Source organism: Luteibacter sp. 22Crub2.1 (assembly GCF_900167995.1).
GTDB lineage: Bacteria > Pseudomonadota > Gammaproteobacteria > Xanthomonadales > Rhodanobacteraceae > Luteibacter > Luteibacter mycovicinus.
In genome coordinates this window covers 227,296-242,743 of sequence record NZ_FUYT01000001.1, presented here as the reverse complement: position 1 = coordinate 242,743, position 15,448 = coordinate 227,296, and the positions used below count along the sequence as shown (strand labels likewise).

At 64.0% G+C, this 15,448-nt stretch carries 14 protein-coding genes; 9 read left to right on the top strand and 5 right to left on the bottom strand.

What is annotated here, in order from left to right; all coding sequences use genetic code 11:
* Positions 1-30: 30 nt before the first annotated feature.
* The 3 genes from B5X73_RS01040 (at position 31) to B5X73_RS01030 (ending at position 4,811) form a co-directional block, all read left to right on the top strand.
* Positions 31-1,098, top strand: a complete 1,068-nt coding sequence (locus B5X73_RS01040; RefSeq protein ID WP_079520122.1) for a metallophosphoesterase — start codon at positions 31-33, stop codon at positions 1,096-1,098.
* Between the two features lie 178 nt (positions 1,099-1,276).
* Positions 1,277-2,773 (top strand): ATPase domain-containing protein, encoded by a 1,497-nt coding sequence (locus tag B5X73_RS01035; protein WP_079520120.1) that lies wholly within the window; start codon positions 1,277-1,279, stop codon positions 2,771-2,773.
* Entirely contained in the window at positions 2,760-4,811 is a 2,052-nt protein-coding gene (locus tag B5X73_RS01030) for a hybrid sensor histidine kinase/response regulator (protein ID WP_254857191.1), read from the top strand. The genes B5X73_RS01035 and B5X73_RS01030 overlap by 14 nt, the downstream gene beginning before the upstream one ends.
* On the opposite strand, the gene B5X73_RS01025 is transcribed toward B5X73_RS01030, so the two are convergent.
* Positions 4,765-6,303 (bottom strand): cryptochrome/photolyase family protein, encoded by a 1,539-nt coding sequence (locus B5X73_RS01025; protein ID WP_079520116.1) that lies wholly within the window; start codon positions 6,301-6,303, stop codon positions 4,765-4,767. The two genes, B5X73_RS01030 and B5X73_RS01025, sit on opposite strands and share 47 nt — an antisense overlap.
* Before the next feature lie 48 nt (positions 6,304-6,351).
* Complete coding sequence (locus tag B5X73_RS01020; RefSeq protein WP_079520114.1) at positions 6,352-6,825, bottom strand: hypothetical protein; 474 nt, start codon at positions 6,823-6,825, stop codon at positions 6,352-6,354.
* A 214-nt stretch (positions 6,826-7,039) separates the two neighbouring features.
* Between B5X73_RS01020 and B5X73_RS01015 the strand changes: the two genes are divergently transcribed.
* A complete protein-coding gene (locus B5X73_RS01015; protein ID WP_254857190.1) occupies positions 7,040-7,462 on the top strand; it encodes a substrate binding domain-containing protein in 423 nt (140 codons plus the stop codon).
* 361 nt (positions 7,463-7,823) lie between these two features.
* Positions 7,824-8,297: an NAD-binding protein gene (locus tag B5X73_RS21160; protein ID WP_217699713.1), complete on the top strand. Its 474-nt coding sequence runs from the start codon at positions 7,824-7,826 to the stop codon at positions 8,295-8,297.
* Here B5X73_RS21160 and B5X73_RS01005 read toward each other — a convergent pair.
* Positions 8,271-9,470, bottom strand: a complete 1,200-nt coding sequence (locus tag B5X73_RS01005; protein ID WP_303048744.1) for an MFS transporter — start codon at positions 9,468-9,470, stop codon at positions 8,271-8,273. The genes B5X73_RS21160 and B5X73_RS01005 overlap by 27 nt on opposite strands.
* Before the next feature lie 119 nt (positions 9,471-9,589).
* Between B5X73_RS01005 and B5X73_RS01000 the strand changes: the two genes are divergently transcribed.
* Together B5X73_RS01000 and B5X73_RS00995 are read left to right on the top strand one after the other, a co-directional pair.
* Complete coding sequence (locus B5X73_RS01000) at positions 9,590-10,201, top strand: TetR/AcrR family transcriptional regulator (RefSeq protein WP_079520108.1); 612 nt, start codon at positions 9,590-9,592, stop codon at positions 10,199-10,201.
* Positions 10,202-10,365: 164 nt separating this feature from the next.
* Positions 10,366-12,543, top strand: coding sequence for a TonB-dependent siderophore receptor (locus tag B5X73_RS00995; protein WP_079520106.1), 2,178 nt, complete (start codon positions 10,366-10,368; stop codon positions 12,541-12,543).
* A 39-nt stretch (positions 12,544-12,582) separates the two neighbouring features.
* On the opposite strand, the gene B5X73_RS00990 is transcribed toward B5X73_RS00995, so the two are convergent.
* Together B5X73_RS00990 and B5X73_RS00985 are read right to left on the bottom strand one after the other, a co-directional pair.
* Positions 12,583-12,861 carry an EF-hand domain-containing protein gene (locus B5X73_RS00990; RefSeq protein WP_176167675.1) on the bottom strand — a complete coding sequence of 93 codons (279 nt, stop codon included), beginning with the start codon at positions 12,859-12,861 and terminating at the stop codon, positions 12,583-12,585.
* A gap of 102 nt (positions 12,862-12,963) precedes the next feature.
* On the bottom strand, positions 12,964-13,950 hold the full coding sequence (locus B5X73_RS00985) for an AraC family transcriptional regulator (RefSeq protein WP_254857189.1): 987 nt from the start codon (positions 13,948-13,950) through the stop codon (positions 12,964-12,966).
* Between B5X73_RS00985 and B5X73_RS00980 the strand changes: the two genes are divergently transcribed.
* Complete coding sequence (locus B5X73_RS00980; RefSeq protein ID WP_079520102.1) at positions 13,934-14,620, top strand: O-methyltransferase; 687 nt, start codon at positions 13,934-13,936, stop codon at positions 14,618-14,620. The genes B5X73_RS00985 and B5X73_RS00980 overlap by 17 nt on opposite strands.
* Before the next feature lie 38 nt (positions 14,621-14,658).
* Complete coding sequence (locus B5X73_RS00975) at positions 14,659-15,333, top strand: siderophore-interacting protein (protein ID WP_176167674.1); 675 nt, start codon at positions 14,659-14,661, stop codon at positions 15,331-15,333.
* Positions 15,334-15,448 lie beyond the last annotated feature (115 nt).

Sequence of the window (15,448 nt, the reverse complement as noted above, 5' to 3'; positions counted from 1 at the left end):
CGTCGTTTGACCGACGGGCAGGGAGCGGCCATGACGCGCATTGCAGCACTTTTCGACGGCCCGCTTGACCTGATCGGCGACGTCCACGGTGAGATCGACGCGCTGAGGGATCTGCTGCACCGGCTTGGCTATGGTCCGGACGGCACGCACCCCGAGGGGCGTCGGCTGGTCTTTGTCGGCGACCTCTGCGACCGCGGTCCCGACAGCCCCGCCGTGCTCGACCTGGTCATCGGGCTGGTGGAGAGCGGACACGCGCAGTGCGTGCTCGGAAACCACGAACTGAACATTCTCTGCGGCGCCATCAGAGAGGGCAACGGATGGTTCTTCGAGCACGACCACGATCGTGCGGAGGGGAAGTTTCACACGTCCTCGGCTGTCGACCCGACCATGCGTTCACGGTATCTCGCTTTCCTGGAAGCACTGCCGCTGGCCCTCGAGGGACCTGGACTTCGCGTGGTGCACGCCTGCTGGCACGCGGACTCGGTCGGGAGGGTGCGGGCGGCTTCCGTCACTGGCACCACCGCCATGTTCGACCAGTGGGAAGAGGAACTCGAAGCGAAACTGGAAGCCGACGGTGCATTCGTCGGTGCCCGTGACGAGCGGTTGGCGTTCGGCGAACTCATGCATGATCCGAACGCCCTGATGCCCATGTTGCCCAACACGGCGGTCATGGACGAGACGCGCCAGATGGCCAACCCCATCCGGGTGCTGACCTCCGGAGTCGAGCGTGTAGGTACCGCGCCGTTTTACAGCAGCGGAAAATGGCGCATGGTCGAGCGCGTCGCCTGGTGGAACGAATACGCCGACGATGTGCCGGTCGTGATCGGTCACTACTGGCGCTGGCCGTATCCGGTCGATCGCGCCGCGTTCGGCAAGGGTGGTCCGGACCTCTTCGGCGGCGCCTCCTTTGACGAACCACTGGGAGCGCGAAAGAACGTCTACTGCATAGACTATTCGGTCGGTCGGCGGTTTCAGGAGCGGCTGCGGGGCATGGACTTCCAGACGCGACTCGGCGCCCTGCGCTGGCCCGAGCGAGAGGTTGTCTTCGACGACCTGGTCACCTCTGCCGTCGCAGGATCGGTCGCGCGTCGCGGTTAGCGCGACGCGAAAACGTCTTCACCATCGGTTCGGGTCGATCACACACAAATGTGAAGACGTGTCGATTATTCGGCTGCCGCATTTGCCGTCGAGAAAGTGGGGAATTCGGTTACCATGGCCTCTGAACAGGTGCGCCGCCCAGGCTGCGGACCCCCGTCCGTCCCGACCTGGTTCCCCCATGCCTCTTCCCCGTATGACGACCGGTACCGCCGGGCTGGACACGATCCTCAAGGGCGGGTTGCCCGTCGACCGCGTCTACCTGCTGGAAGGCCAGCCGGGCTCCGGCAAGACGACCCTTGCCCTGCAGTTTCTCCGCGAGGGCGTGCGGAACGGCGAGCGCTGTCTTTATGTCACCCTCTCGGAAACCACGGACGAACTGACTGAAGTAGCGGCCTCGCACGGCTGGTCGCTGGATGGCATCGACCTTTTCGAACTGGCCTCCGCCGAGGCCGTTCTGGGCGACGGTCGTCAGCAATCGATCCTGCATCCGTGGGAGATGGAACTCGACGGCACGGTCCGACTGATCCAGGCGGAGGTCGAACGCTTCAACCCGAGCCGCATCGTCTTCGACTCGCTGTCCGAACTTCGCCTGCTGGCCCAGGATGCGCTGCGTTACCGCCGTCAGGTGCTGTCGCTCAAGCAGTTTTTCGCGCCACGCAACATCACCGTGATCCTGGTCGACGACCTGACCGGTGAGGGTGGTGAGCGTGATGCGCACCTGCACAGCCTTTGCCACGGGGTGCTTTCGCTCGAGCGCCTGACCCTCGATTTCGGCGCGGCGCGTCGACGCATGCAGGTGCAGAAGCTGCGCGGTGTGGATTTCATCGCGGGTTACCACGATCTGTCTATCGAGACGGGTGGTATGCGGATTTATCCCCGGCTGGTTGCTTCGGATCACCACCGGCCTTTCGTCGGCGACGCCGTGCCCAGCGGTATAGCCGAACTCGACGATCTGCTGGGAGGCGGCCCGCTGCGAGGTACCAGCACGCTGCTGACGGGGCCGGCGGGGACGGGGAAAACCAACGTCGCCCTGCAATTCGTCGCCGCCGCCTGCCAGCGCGGCGAGCATTGCTGCATTTTCGAATTCGACGAGCGTACCGGGACGTTGCTGACCCGGGCCGACGCGCTCGGCTTCGACCTGCGGCCGCATATCGAAAGCGGTCTGCTCGAGCTGCGCCAGATGGACCCTGTGGAAATCTCACCCGGCGAGTTTGCCTGGAGTGTGCGCGAATCCGTGCAGGACAAGAATTGCCGGGTTCTGGTCATCGACAGCCTCAACGGGTACCTCGCATCGATGCCGCAGGAAAAGCAGCTGATGCTGCAGATGCATGAACTGCTTTCGTTTCTCAATCAGGCCGGCGTACTGACCTTGCTGATCAATCCCCAGCACGGTCTGGTCGGCACGATGTCGACGGGTAACCTCAACGTCAGCTACATGGCGGACACGGTCATCCTGTTCCGTTTCTTCGAAGCCCAGGGGCGTATTCGCAAGGCGTTGTCGGTCATCAAGAACCGCAGCGGCGCGCACGAAGACACCATTCGCGAGTTGCGCATCGACAGTCAGGGCTTGCGTCTGAGCGCGCCGCTGTCCGATTTCCGTGGCGTGCTCACGGGTACGCCAGAATTCGTCGGAAGCTCGGCGCCTCTGCTGGATGAGTTCAGTGCCCTTCAGTAAGACGGTCCTGCTGCTGGCGCCTTACGGACGCGACGCGGAGAGCCTGGCTTCCATCATCGGCGAGAACGGCTATCGATCGGCGATTGCCTCGTCCCTCGAAGACCTCGCGCAGCGCCTCGACGATTCGGTGGGCGCTGTGCTGCTCACGGAGGAAGCGATCGCCGGTGACCCGGCGGCGCTGGTCGCGGCACTGCGCCGTCAGGAATCGTGGTCCGACATTCCCTTCGTGCTGCTTCGTGCGCCGCGTTCGTCGGGTCCGGGCAGGCGTGCGGCGCTGCCCGACGAAGCTCTGAACGTCGTCGAGCTGGAGCGCCCGCTGAGCGCGACGTCGCTGGTCAGCGCCGTCACCTCGGCGCTGCGGGCACGGCATAAGCAGTTCATCATTCGCGATCAGATGGTGCGGCTCGAGGAAAGCCAGGCGCTGCAAGCCGAGAGCGAAGCGGAACTGCGTCTGATCGCGGATTCGATCCCCGTGTTGATCGGGTTCGTCGATACGAATCTGGTATACCGCTTCGCCAACCTCGCTTATGAGGAATGGTTCGGCGTGCCGGTGAAGGAGATCCTCGGTCGGCGCATGCCGGATGTGCTGGGACCCGTGACGTGGGCCGAGCGAGCCGAAGCGATCGATCGTGCGCTGCATGGTCGTCCCGTACGCATGGAACTCAACTGGCCGCGCCGTGACGGTCGCCGGCGCGACGCCGAAATCCGTTATCTGCCTCGGTTCGATGCCGATGGCCGTGTCGACGGATTCCACATCTTCGCCACCGATGTGACGGTGCGCAAGGTCGCACTCGAAGCCACGCAGCAGCAGGCGGCTCTGCTCGAGTCGCGGGTCGCGGAGCGCACGGCCGAGCTGAAAGCCGAAATGGCCGCGCGCGCGAGCAGCGAAGAGGCCTTGCGGCAGGCGCAGAAGATGGAGGCGGTCGGCCAGCTGACCGGCGGCATCGCGCATGACTTCAACAATATGCTCACCGGCATCCTGGCCGCGATGGAGCTGATGCGCATGCGCCTGGACGCGAAGCGCTACGACGGCCTCGATCGTTTCCTCGATATCGCCTCGACATCGGCTCAGCGGGCCGCGGGGCTCACGCAGCGGTTGCTGGCGTTTTCCCGCCGTCAGTCACTCGACCCGCGCCCGGTCGATGTCGAAGTCCTGGTGCGCTCGATGGAAGATCTGCTGACGCGGACGCTCGGCGAGCGCGTGCAGCTGCATATCGACCTGGGCCATGTGCCGCATGCGATGGTCGACCACAACCAGCTCGAGAGTGCGCTGCTGAATCTGGCGATCAATGCGCGGGATGCGATGCCCGAGGGTGGTTCGCTGTGCGTCAGGACGACGGTCGAAACGCTTCCCGACACGTCGGACGACACGGTGTACGTGGTCATGTCCGTCACCGATACCGGCACCGGCATGGACGCGGGCACGCTGGACAAGGTTTTCGAGCCCTTCTTCACGACCAAGCCGATCGGACAGGGCACGGGGTTGGGCATGTCGATGATCTACGGCTTCGTCCGGCAGTCGCATGGGCATGTCCGTATCACGTCGGCGTTGCGTCAGGGTACGACGGTACGGCTTTATCTGCCGATGGCGACCGGGACCGAGGTTGCACCCGAGCAGGGTCGCGCTGTCGTGTTGCAAGGTGGCGGTCAGCGCATCCTCGTGGTGGAAGACGATGTGCAGGTACGCACCCTCGTCACCGAGCTGCTGGAGCAGCTAGGTTACGACGTGGAGGCCGTGGAGTCCGCGGATGCCGCGCTCCCCCTGCTTGCCTCCGCACGTCCTCTGGACCTTTTGGTCACCGATGTGGGTCTGCCTGGACTGAACGGCCGCCAGCTTGCCGAGATCGCCCGGCAGTCGAGGCCGGAATTGCCCGTGCTGTTCATGACAGGCTATGCGGCGACCACGGCGACGCAGGGGGAGTATCTCGATGTCGGCATGACGCTCATCACCAAGCCTTTCAGCCTGAGTGCGCTGAGTGCGGCGGTCAGCTCTATTCTGGGGAATACTCGATCCGCAGCTGCCGCGCACGGGACCTGATGGCTTCGCGTTGATCTTCGCTCAGTCGTTCGAGTGAGCGCCACTGCAAAGCCGCGCGTGGATGATTCCAGAAGCGTGCCTTGTGCCGGTCGAGGAAATCCCAGTAAAGCGTCGTGAACGGGCAGGCGTTATCGCCGACCGCTTCGCCCGGCTTGAAGCGGCAATCCGTGCAGTAGTTGCTCATGCGCTCGATGTAGCGGCCCGATGCCGCGTACGGCTTGGATACCATGCGGCCGCCGTCGGCGAACTGACTCATGCCCAGCGTATTGGGCGCTTCCACCCATTCGACGGCGTCGACATAGATCGCGAGGTACCACTCGTGGATCTGTGCCGGCGCGACGCCCAGAAGGAGCGCGAAGTTGCCGGTGACCATCAGGCGCTGGATGTGGTGCGCGTAGCCTGTCTGCAGCGTCTGGGTGATCGTTTCCCTCATGCAGTGCATGTCGGTGTCACCGGTCCAGTAGAAGGCTGGCAGCGGTGCGTCGGCACGCAACGCGTTCGAGGCGAGCAGGCGCTCCGGTGACAGCCAGTAAACGCCGCGCACGTATTCGCGCCAGCCCAGGATTTGTCGCACGAAGCCTTCGATGGACGAAAGACTGACCTCGCCGCGATGGAAGCGGGCGAGTGCGGCGTCGATCACCTCGGCGGGCGACAGCAGGCGCAGATTCATCGAGGTCGACAGACGTGCATGGTAAAGCCACGGTTCGCCGGTCCACATTGCATCCTGCCAGTGGCCGAACGCGGGCAGGCGTTGGTCGAGGAAGTCGGCGAGCGCCTCCTCTGCCTGCTCGCGGGTGACCGGCCAGTCGAAGCGGTCGAGTTCACCGGGATGGTCCGGCAGCGTGGCCTCGATATCGTCGAGGGCGCTCTGGGTGATGGCATCCGGTTTGAAGGCCCTCGGGCGTGGGACCCAACCGGGTCCTTGCCGACCGAAGCTGCCCCGGTTGTCGGCGTCGTAGTTCCACTTGCCGCCGACGGGCTTTCCGTTCTCGAGCAGGATGTCATGCCGCTGGCGCATCCAGCGGTAAAAGTTTTCCATGCGCAGTTCGGTCTTGCCTTTGGCCCATTGGGCAAAGTCATCGACCGAGACGAGGAAGTGGCGATCGGGCCGCTCGACGTATTGCACGCCGCATGCGGCGGCCACCGACTGGATGCCTGTACGCAGGCGGTGCTCGCCGGGGCGGATGACGATCAGGCGTTCGGGCTTGAGGTGCTGGAGGGTTTCTTGCAACAGCGCGGTGAGGTCGTCGGGGCCGGCGTCGTTGAGCTTCGCGTAACGCAGCGGAAACCCTTCTCGCTGAAGTTCGGCTGCAAAGTGCCGCATGGCAGCGATGAACAGGGCACTCCGCGCCTTGTGCGACCACACGTGTTCGGATTCGCCGCGTCGCTCGGCCATCCAGACGAGATCGGTCGCCGGATCGAAGTCATCGAAGGCGGAGGAGTCCCGGTTGAGCTGGTCACCGAGGACGACGACGAGGTGGCGAATGGTCATCGGTGGAGTTTATCTCCGCGCCGGGAGCCATCCTACCGTCTCAACCGCTCAGAGCAGCGTGCACGCCCCCGCGGTAGCGCGGCCGCTGGCGAACGTCACGCTGGAGCACAGCACCCGGACCGCCGTGCCGGCTTTCAGCGTCGAAACGCCCGACCACGCGTCGGCGCCGAGAACCATCCTGGGATCGGTGGCGCTGCCGCCGCTTGCCAGCGTCAATACGGGAACACCCGGGCCGTCGGCGTCCACGCTACGAACGTCACCCGTGATTTCCAGCTGTCGATGAGCGAAGTGCTTCGCGGCGACACCAGGATCCGCGGCAAAGGTCCCGGCCAGATCGACGGCCGAAATCGCTTCCTTTGCCTGCATCGGCGGCTTGGCCGCATGATGGCCCGCCACGACGGCCACCTGCCTGGAGGGCGGTTGAACCGAATCCTCGCCGGAAGGATGGCTTCGGCAGCCGCCCAGCAAGGCGAGGCCTGCAAGGGCTACGGAAAGGATGAGGGTGTGCTTTGAGGTGTTCATGGGGGCTCCTGGCGGCCAAGATGGGGGCCGCCGTCGCCTTTTCCAGAGGGCACCTCGCAGGTTCAGGCGACCAGGACGGCCTTACTCCCGTCGGACGGGGCGTATGCCATGGCCTCGTCGATCTGGTCGAAGGCGAACTCCTTGCCCAGCCGGGTCCGGAACAGGGGATCCCCGATCACGCCGCCGAGCGCTCGCAGTGCGGCAACCAGACCTGTTGACCGAAACGGAATTCGTGATCGTGGCGAGCCCAACGTATCTCGCCGAACACGGTGTTCCGCAGCGGTTGTCCGATTTGGACAAACACAGCTGTATCGTCTTCGCGCGTGGTCGCGAGCGTCGCCCGTGGACCCTGAAACAAGGACGGGAAACCGTCGCGTACGTGCCGCACGGGTCGCTGGTCACAGGCGATGCCGAACACGTGCGGGCAGGCGTGCTCAGTGGGCTTGGTATCTCCCAGGTACCGATGTGGCTGCTGGCAAAGGAAGTGCTGTCCGGCGAGGTGCAGGTGGTGCTGCCGGAGTTACAGCCCGCACGCATACCCGTGCATGTCGTTTTTGCGGCGGGCCGGCGCATCCCGATGCGCGTCCGGGTGTTTATCGATTATCTGGTGGAGGCGTTCGCCGCGGCTGAATCCTGAAGGTCTTTCCTGGTCGCTCCCAGCAGGCCCGCCATCTATCGGGTTTCCGCCGTATCCATCATGGGTGCGAGTGCGAGCAGGTTGCAGGTCATCGGCTGAATGTCGAACGGCAGCTCAAAGAGGGTCAGTGGTGTACCCGGATTCGCCACGACGACGATCGTCGTTCACCGGGCGACGAAAACATCTGGGCGGAGGGTGTGGCACCATGCTTCTCACAGCACGTCCTGAAGGAGCGGGTTTTGGCAAAACGTCTGTCGGTTGGCAAGCGCAGGCTCGGTGCTCGGACGAAGCGATTGCATCGGTCCAGCCCTTGTTCGACGTGATGGGTAAAACCACGTGGCGTCTCGGTGCGGATCAGCGTATGGCGCATGTTGCGAAGATCGCCGGCAATCTGATGATTACCCAGGCCATCGAGTCCATGGCTGAAGCGACGGCGCTCACTGAAGCGTACGGCTTATCGGCGGAAGTCTTCCTCGGCGTGGTGACGCAGACGATGTTCGCCAGTCCGAGCTATCAGCGCTATGCACGCAATATCGCCCACGCGTCGTACGAACCGGGTTTCAAACTCTTCCTGGGACTGAAAGACGTCAATCTTGCGCGGGATGCGGCGGAGTCCGCTGCACTCGAGCTCCCCGCGATGAGCGTCGTGCGTGAAAGCCTTTCGCGAGCCGCGTCCGCCGGTCTCGGTAACGAGGATTGGTCCGCGCTCGCGAAAGTCGTACGTGGGGAGGTAAGCGGGGAGAGCGCTACCGTGACAGATGAGTGCGGTGTGCGCGGGGCGGGCAGGGCCGCCGTGCCGCCACGGCCCTTAGTGCGCGATGACCGGCCCGGATGACTGCCGCGCCCCTGGCGGGAAGCCGTGAGACCGTGCCGCGAACGCAATCGACAGTGCGGTGAGCGCGAGGACCAGCGTGGCCCACGGAAACGACACCGCCCCGAAGTGATCGAGCAGGACGCCGCCAAGCAGGCCGCCGCCGGCAATCGCGCTGTTCCAGGTCACCACGTTCATCGACAAGGCGACATCCGCCGCATCGCCTGCCACATCGGCGAGGGCGGTCTGCAGCAGGGTGGCGGCACCGCCGAAGGTCAGTCCCCATACGGCGACGGCCGCGCATACCACACCGGGCGATCGCATGCCGAAGCCCAGCGCGAGGCACGTCGCGGCGAAGACGGCGAGACTGCCAAGAACGGAAGGCCGCAGACCCCGGTCCACGGTACGACCGGTCGCGTAGATGCCTGCCAATGCCGCTACGCCGAAGACGAGAAGCAGCTTGTCCAGGTCTCCCAGCAGGCCGGAAGGTGTCGCCAACGGAGCGATGTACGTGTAAAGGATGTTGTGTCCGAGCATCCAGGTGAGCACGACGCCCAGGACAGGGCGCACACCGGGCATGCGTAGTACGGCGCGCAGGGTGTGCGATGACTTGGCTGGTTGCCCAGCGTAATCAGGGACCTTCAGTAGCACCCACGCGATCAGCACGAGCGTCAGGCCGGACATGCTGCCGAAGGCCCAGCGCCATCCGATGGCGGCCCCCAGCCACGTTCCGACCGGCACGCCCAGCGCCAGTGCGATCGGGGTACCCACCATCGCCAGTGCCATCGCCTTGCCTTGCTGGGCGACGGTGACCATGCGTCGTGCATAGCCTGCCAGCAGGCTCCATGCGAGACCGGCCGCGGCACCGGCGAAGAATCGGGCGACCAGTGTCAGCGTAAAGCTGGATGACCACGCCGTAAGTGAGTTGAAGACGAGGAAGCCAACGATCGACAGGAGGAGCACGCTGCGCCGCCGCCAGTTCTGCGTCGCGACGGTCAGGGGAATGGCCGCGATCAACGAGCCCGCGGCATAGGCCGTCACCGTCTGTCCGGCCGCGGAAGCATCGATGCCCAGACCGTCGCCGATCTGTGGCAGCAGCCCGGCGGGAAGGGTCTCCGTGACGATGCAGGTGAAGCCGGTCATCGCGAGGGCGAGTAACGCGGCTATGGGGAGCTTGGGGTCTGAAGGCTTTGCCACCGGAATTCCTGAATTGATCGAGTTGTGTATCAGTCGATACAAAAGTAGGCGGTGGCGGTCTCGTGGTCAAGGACTTCTGTATCGAGTAGTATATAAATCATCCAACGGAGGACCTTTCGATGGCTCAGATGGGGCGACCGCGCGGCTTCAATCGCGACGCCGCGGTAAAGCAGGCGATGCACCTGTTCTGGGAGCGTGGGTACGAATCCACCTCGCTGAACGACCTGAAAGCGGGCATCGGCGGCGGTATATCGTCGCCAAGCCTTTACGCGGCTTTCGGTTCGAAGGAGGGCCTGTTCCATGAGGCGGTCGAGCTGTATCTCGCGACGCACGGGCAGGTCATGGAATGCCTTTGGGACGCATCGCTGTCGCCACGTGAGGCCATCGAACAGTCGCTGCGTCGCTCAGCGCGCATGCAATCCGAGCGCGGCCACCCGCGCGGCTGCATGATCGCGCTGGGGGCAATGGGCGCCTGCTCGCCGGAGCACGCCGACACCGACAAGCCGGTGAAAGCCGCACGTGAACGGAATAAGGCGGGGCTGCTCGCCTGCGTCAGACGCGGTATCGCACAAGGCGACTTTCCCGCGGAGCTCGATGCCCAGGCAACGGCCATGGCGCTTTACGGCTTCCTGCTGGGCATGTCGATCATGGCGCGTGACGGTGCGTCGCGAGCCATGCTGGAAGGCTCGGTGAGCCGGATGATGGATCTCCTCGGACCGGCAATTAAGTAGCTTTTGCAAAGAAACCTTAGTTTCTGCTGATGCGAATAAGTTCGATTTGCGTTAATATCTCGCCGCGAAACGATGAGCCAGCCCTGTGGCAAGCCCTAGTCGTCACATGAATCGGGACGGCCAGACGGCCGTTCCATGGGTTTTGCTTGCCTGGGGTTTTTGCCATGTCTCATCGTTCATCGAGCCAGCTGCGGCTGACTTTGCTTTGCCTTGCCCTCAGCGCGGCGCTGCCCGCGATGGTCCACGCCGAAACGGCCGTTGAAGACGCCGACAAGGACGCCAAGGACAAGAAGACGACCACCCTGGACACGGTTAACGTGAAGGGCCAGGCCGTCTCGGTGTACACGACGGACCAGACCAGCGCGACCACGCGTCTGCCGCTGACCCTGCAGGACACCCCGCAGTCGATCAGCGTGATCACCGAGCAGCGGATCAAGGACCAGAACCTGACCAACCTGCGCGACGTGCTGGACAACACCACGGGTGTCTCGTCCACGGCGTACGATTCCGAGCGCGTCGTGTTCTGGTCGCGCGGCTTCCAGATCGAGAACATGTCGTACGACGGCGTGCCGATCGCATCCAGCCTGAACATCAGCTCGGCCGACTCGTCGCTGGACACCTCGATCTATGAGCGTGTCGAAGTGATACGCGGTGCGACCGGTCTGCTGAGCGGTGCCGGCAGCCCGTCGGCCAACATCAACTTCGTGCGCAAGCATGCGGACAGCCGTACGGCCGAAGCCGATGTGAGCGTCAGCTACGGTTCCTGGAACACCCAGCGCGAGACCGTGGACGCCTCCGTCCCGCTGAACAGCTCCGGCAGCGTGCGCGGCCGCTTCGTCGCGGCGCATGAAGACGGCGACTCGTATCTCGATCGTTACCATACCCAGAAAAACGTGGCCTATGGCGTCATCGATGCCGACCTTGACGACAACACCACGCTGAGCGTGGGCTATGACTGGCAGAAGACACGTCCGACAGGCGTCACCTGGGGTTCGTATCCGGTGTATGACGATGCAGGCGGCTTCATCAAGTGGCCGCGCAGCTTCTCGCCGGCGGCTGACTGGACCCACTGGAACAACACGACGCAGACCGCTTTTATCGACCTCAAGCACAGCTTCGACAATGGCTGGCAGCTGCACGCGATGGCGAGCCACCGCAAAACCGATGCGGACTCCGCGCTGTTCTACGTTTACGGCTGGCCCAACCGCGAAACGGGCGAGGGCATCACGCCGTACGCGTACAAGAGCTTCCAGCGCGGCAGCCAGAACAACCTGGACCTTTATGCGTCCGGTCCGTTCAGCGCCTTTGGCCGTGAGCACGAGCTGGTCGTGGGTGTCACCGACTCGCACTACCGTACCGACTATTTCGAGTACCCGCATGGCGATCTGCCGGACGTGGGCAACTTCCTCGAGTGGACGGGCAACTACCCGTACCCGGACTTCTCGTCGGTCGCGGACCGTGTCTCGATCGCCCGGACTGAGCAGAGTGGCGCGTACGCCGCGGCTCGCCTGTCGCTGGCCGACCCCCTGAAGCTGATCATCGGTGCCCGCTATGCCAGGTGGAAGAACGACACCAACGACAGCACGGCGGGGATCTATCACGAGACCGCCAGCAAGACGATCCCGTACGCCGGCCTGATTTACGACATCACGCCGACTTACTCCGCGTTCGTAAGCTACACGCAGATCTTCGATCCGCAGAACAACCGCAAGGGAGACGGCAGCTTCCTCGAGCCCGTGCTGGGCACGAGCCGCGAAGTGGGCGTCAAGGGTCGCCACTTCGACGGTGCACTGAATACCTCGCTGGTCTTCTTCGAAACCCGGCAGGACCATGTTGCCGACGCGCTTCCGGGCGTCTACCTGCCGGACGGTATCACCCAGGCCTACCGGTCGGTCGACGGTACGAAGTCGCGTGGCTATGAGTTCGAGGCATCCGGCGTGCTGTCGCGTGACTGGAACGCGACGCTCGGCTGGTCGCACTTCAACGTGAAATCGCCGGACGGCGGTGCGCTGCGTCCCTCGTTGCCGCGCACGCTGGTTCGACTGTTCACCTCGTACACGCTGCCGGACGCATGGAGCGGGCTCACCGTGGGTGGCGGCGTGAACTGGCAGGGTCCGTCGAAGGCGTATGTCGACGGTGCCAACGGGCCGAACGTGCTACGCCAGTCGTCAGTGACGCTGGTCAGCGCGATGGCCCGCTACGCCTTCAACGACCGCGCATCCGTGCAGTTCAACGGCGATAACCTCCTCAACAAGAAGTACTTCGTGCTCGACGATTCCAGCGACCTGTATTACGCGCCGGGCTCGACCTGGACGCTGTCGTTCAACTACAAGTTCTTCTGATAGAACGTCTCGACAAGCCGGAGGAAGATCGCCGGCTTTTCAGCTGCCCATGCGGGAGCGGATGGCCGACTGAATCTGCTCCAGCGTGATGTAACCGCGATGCTCGCTGTCGATGTCGTCGAAGTGCTCGGCGATGCGCGGCATACCCGCTTTCGCCTCGTCCCGGGTCAACTTGCCATCGCGGTCCTTGTCCGCCTGGTTGAAACGCTGTGTCAGCTGGGCCATGGCCTGCTGCGCGCGACCGCCGGCTTCCTGGGGCGAAGCGATGGCGAAGGTCGGGACAATCATCAGGCAGGCGGTTACGTAGAGGTATCGCATATCGGCTCCTCGGGACGTGGCGGTATGCCTCGTCGTCGGGAGCAGGTTAGTCACCGTGTGCGTTGCGTATGTGTCGGAAGCGGCGAAACTTGTTTCAAAACGTTACCGGCGCTCAGCCATGTAACGCCCCGGGGACGTTCCCAGCGCCTTGCGGAACATGGTCACGAAACTACCGGCGCTTTCATAGCCGAGCCGCTCCGCGACGCTCTGAACGGTCGATCCCGTGCCAAGCCACCTGACGGCCAGCATCAGGTGGATCTGCTGGCGCCAGCGGCCAAAGCTCATGCCCGTTTCCCGAGGAAGGATGCGGGCCATGGTTCGTTCGCTGAGTCCGACGCGAGTGGCCCAGCTATGCATCGTGCCGCGGTCGGCGGGCGCGGCCATGATCATGGTCGCGATTTTGCGCAAGCGGGCGTCCGTGGGCATAGGCAGGTGGAGGTTGCCTGTCGGCATCGCCGCGATTTCGTCCAGCAGCAGCGTTACGACGTGCGATTCGATCCCGCCCTCGGGATAGAGCAGGGGGAAGCTCGCCGAGCGGATCATCAGCTCGCGTAGCAGCGGGGAGACCGTGATGGAGCAGCATTCGGCTGGCATGTTCGCCGTCACCGCCGGATCGATGAAGAGCGTATAGCCTTCGAGTCGGCCGGCGATCGTGATGTTGTGCAGCACGCCGCCGGGTACCCAGATGGCGTGCTGGGGCGGCACCGTCCAGAGGCCGCTCTCGACTTCGCAACTGGCGATGCCGCGCACCAGCATCATGAGTTGCGCCTTCCGGTGCCGATGAAAATCGGTCTCGATCGGGCTCAGGTTCTCGGCGACGACACCGAACGTGATGGCGGGCCGGGGAACGTCATCAGGTTCGATCCATTCGGCATTCTCGGCGCCGGGCGTGGGCGAGTCGGTAAGGATCGGCATGCGATGGGCCTGAGCCCGGTCCGGGTAGCGGTGGCAGGAATTCCAAACATTCTGGCGTTCTTGCGCAATGGCAGCAAGCTCGTCGCGGCCTAGGCTGTCCGTCGATGGCTGGCGGGCTCTCCGGCAGCAGCTCACCCTTATCCGGAGAACCGGCAGCATGGAAACCTTGAGCACGGGGCGTGTCGCTGACACGCTGGCACGTCTTTTCGCGGAAGCGGAGCTGGCGGATCGCCCTCTGATGGAGCGGTTTGCGGAGGTCGAGATCGACGATGCGTTCTTCGCGCAGCAGATCGCGCTGGAGCAAGACGACCTGCGCGGCGTCTACCAGGGTTACGCGCAAAACTTCCTCAACGTGGCGCCTGAATACGGACGCTTCCTCTATCAGTGTGCGCGTGCCAGGCGAGCCACCCGGATCGTCGAATTCGGGACATCGATGGGCGTATCGGCCATTTATCTGGCCGCCGCATTGCGCGACATGGGTGGCGCTCAGCTGGTGGGCAGTGAGATCGAGCCGGCCAAGGCCGCGCGAGCGCGTGCGAATCTTGCATCCGCCGGACTCACGGAGTTCGTGGATATCAGGGTCGGTGACGCGCGCGAGACGCTGTTGGACGTGGGTGGCCCGATCGACATGGTGCTGCTCGATGGCGCCTTCAGCCTCTATCTGCCGATACTGAAACTGCTCGAACCTTATCTGACATCGGGGGCGGTCATACTGGCGGAGAACGCCTTCGATCACGGCAACGACTACCTCGACTATGTGCGCGATCCGACGCACGGCTACCTGTCACAGCCCATCCCGGTGAGCGAAGGGCGGGGCAACGAATATTCGGTGTTCGTGCGATGACGGGGCAGCCCGGCCGGTTCGGGAAGACGCTGATCCGCATGTTCATGAAGCAGGCGCAGGTGACCGCGGTCGAGACCCTTGCGGGCGGATTCCATTTGATTTCGCTGCAGAGCGACGCCTTCAGAGACGTGGCGTGGGCACCCGGGCAAAAAGTGCAGGTCGCCATGGGATCCGCGTTCACGGCCCGAACCTTCACGCCCGTCGACTGGAATGCGATATCGGGAAGAACGAGGATTGTGGGCTACGCACACGGAGACGGGCCTGGCGCTCAGTGGCTTCGGAGTGTAAAGCCAGGTGCGCCATGCGATGTTTTCGGCCCTCGTGCATCCCTCGATCTGAGCGGTGTGCAAGGCGAGCCCGTGGTATTCGGTGACGAAACCTCGATGGGTCTGGTGTATGCCCTTGCCCAGCGGTTCCCCCATCAGAAACTGCACGGCATCCTGGAGTTCAGTCACGCAGCCCGTGCCGGTGAGGTCATCGCCCGGCTGGCGCTCGAGGGCGTGGAAATTCACGAGCGTTTGCCGGAGGACGCCCATTTCCCGGCCGTAGAGCGCCGCTTCGCCGCGCTGGCCGACACACCGGCCAGCTTTGTTCTTACGGGCAAGGCGACATCGATCCAGCACGCCAGTCGTGCGCTGAAGGCACTGGGTGTGTCGCGGGCGCGCATCATGTCGAAAGCGTATTGGTCCCCCGGTAAAACGGGCCTCGACTGACGTTGGCGAATTCAATCGCGCGGCTTCCTCGTACGATAGCGGGATGCTGGAATCGTGTGTGGAGCAGGACGCAGAATGAGGTCTTCGTGCCTTCTGCGACTCGCCCCGGAATCCA

What these genes read in the sequence shown, in the direction of transcription:
- B5X73_RS01040 (WP_079520122.1), top strand. Translation starts at nt 31, where the DNA reads ATGACGCGCATTGCAGCACTTTTCGACGGCCCGCTTGACCTGATCGGC.
- B5X73_RS01035 (WP_079520120.1), top strand. Translation starts at nt 1,277, where the DNA reads ATGCCTCTTCCCCGTATGACGACCGGTACCGCCGGGCTGGACACGATC.
- B5X73_RS01025 (WP_079520116.1), bottom strand. Translation starts at nt 6,303, where the DNA reads ATGACCATTCGCCACCTCGTCGTCGTCCTCGGTGACCAGCTCAACCGG.
- B5X73_RS01020 (WP_079520114.1), bottom strand. Translation starts at nt 6,825, where the DNA reads ATGAACACCTCAAAGCACACCCTCATCCTTTCCGTAGCCCTTGCAGGC.
- B5X73_RS21160 (WP_217699713.1), top strand. Translation starts at nt 7,824, where the DNA reads ATGGCGCATGTTGCGAAGATCGCCGGCAATCTGATGATTACCCAGGCC.
- B5X73_RS01000 (WP_079520108.1), top strand. Translation starts at nt 9,590, where the DNA reads ATGGCTCAGATGGGGCGACCGCGCGGCTTCAATCGCGACGCCGCGGTA.
- B5X73_RS00995 (WP_079520106.1), top strand. Translation starts at nt 10,366, where the DNA reads ATGTCTCATCGTTCATCGAGCCAGCTGCGGCTGACTTTGCTTTGCCTT.
- B5X73_RS00990 (WP_176167675.1), bottom strand. Translation starts at nt 12,861, where the DNA reads ATGCGATACCTCTACGTAACCGCCTGCCTGATGATTGTCCCGACCTTC.
- B5X73_RS00980 (WP_079520102.1), top strand. Translation starts at nt 13,934, where the DNA reads ATGGAAACCTTGAGCACGGGGCGTGTCGCTGACACGCTGGCACGTCTT.
- B5X73_RS00975 (WP_176167674.1), top strand. Translation starts at nt 14,659, where the DNA reads ATGTTCATGAAGCAGGCGCAGGTGACCGCGGTCGAGACCCTTGCGGGC.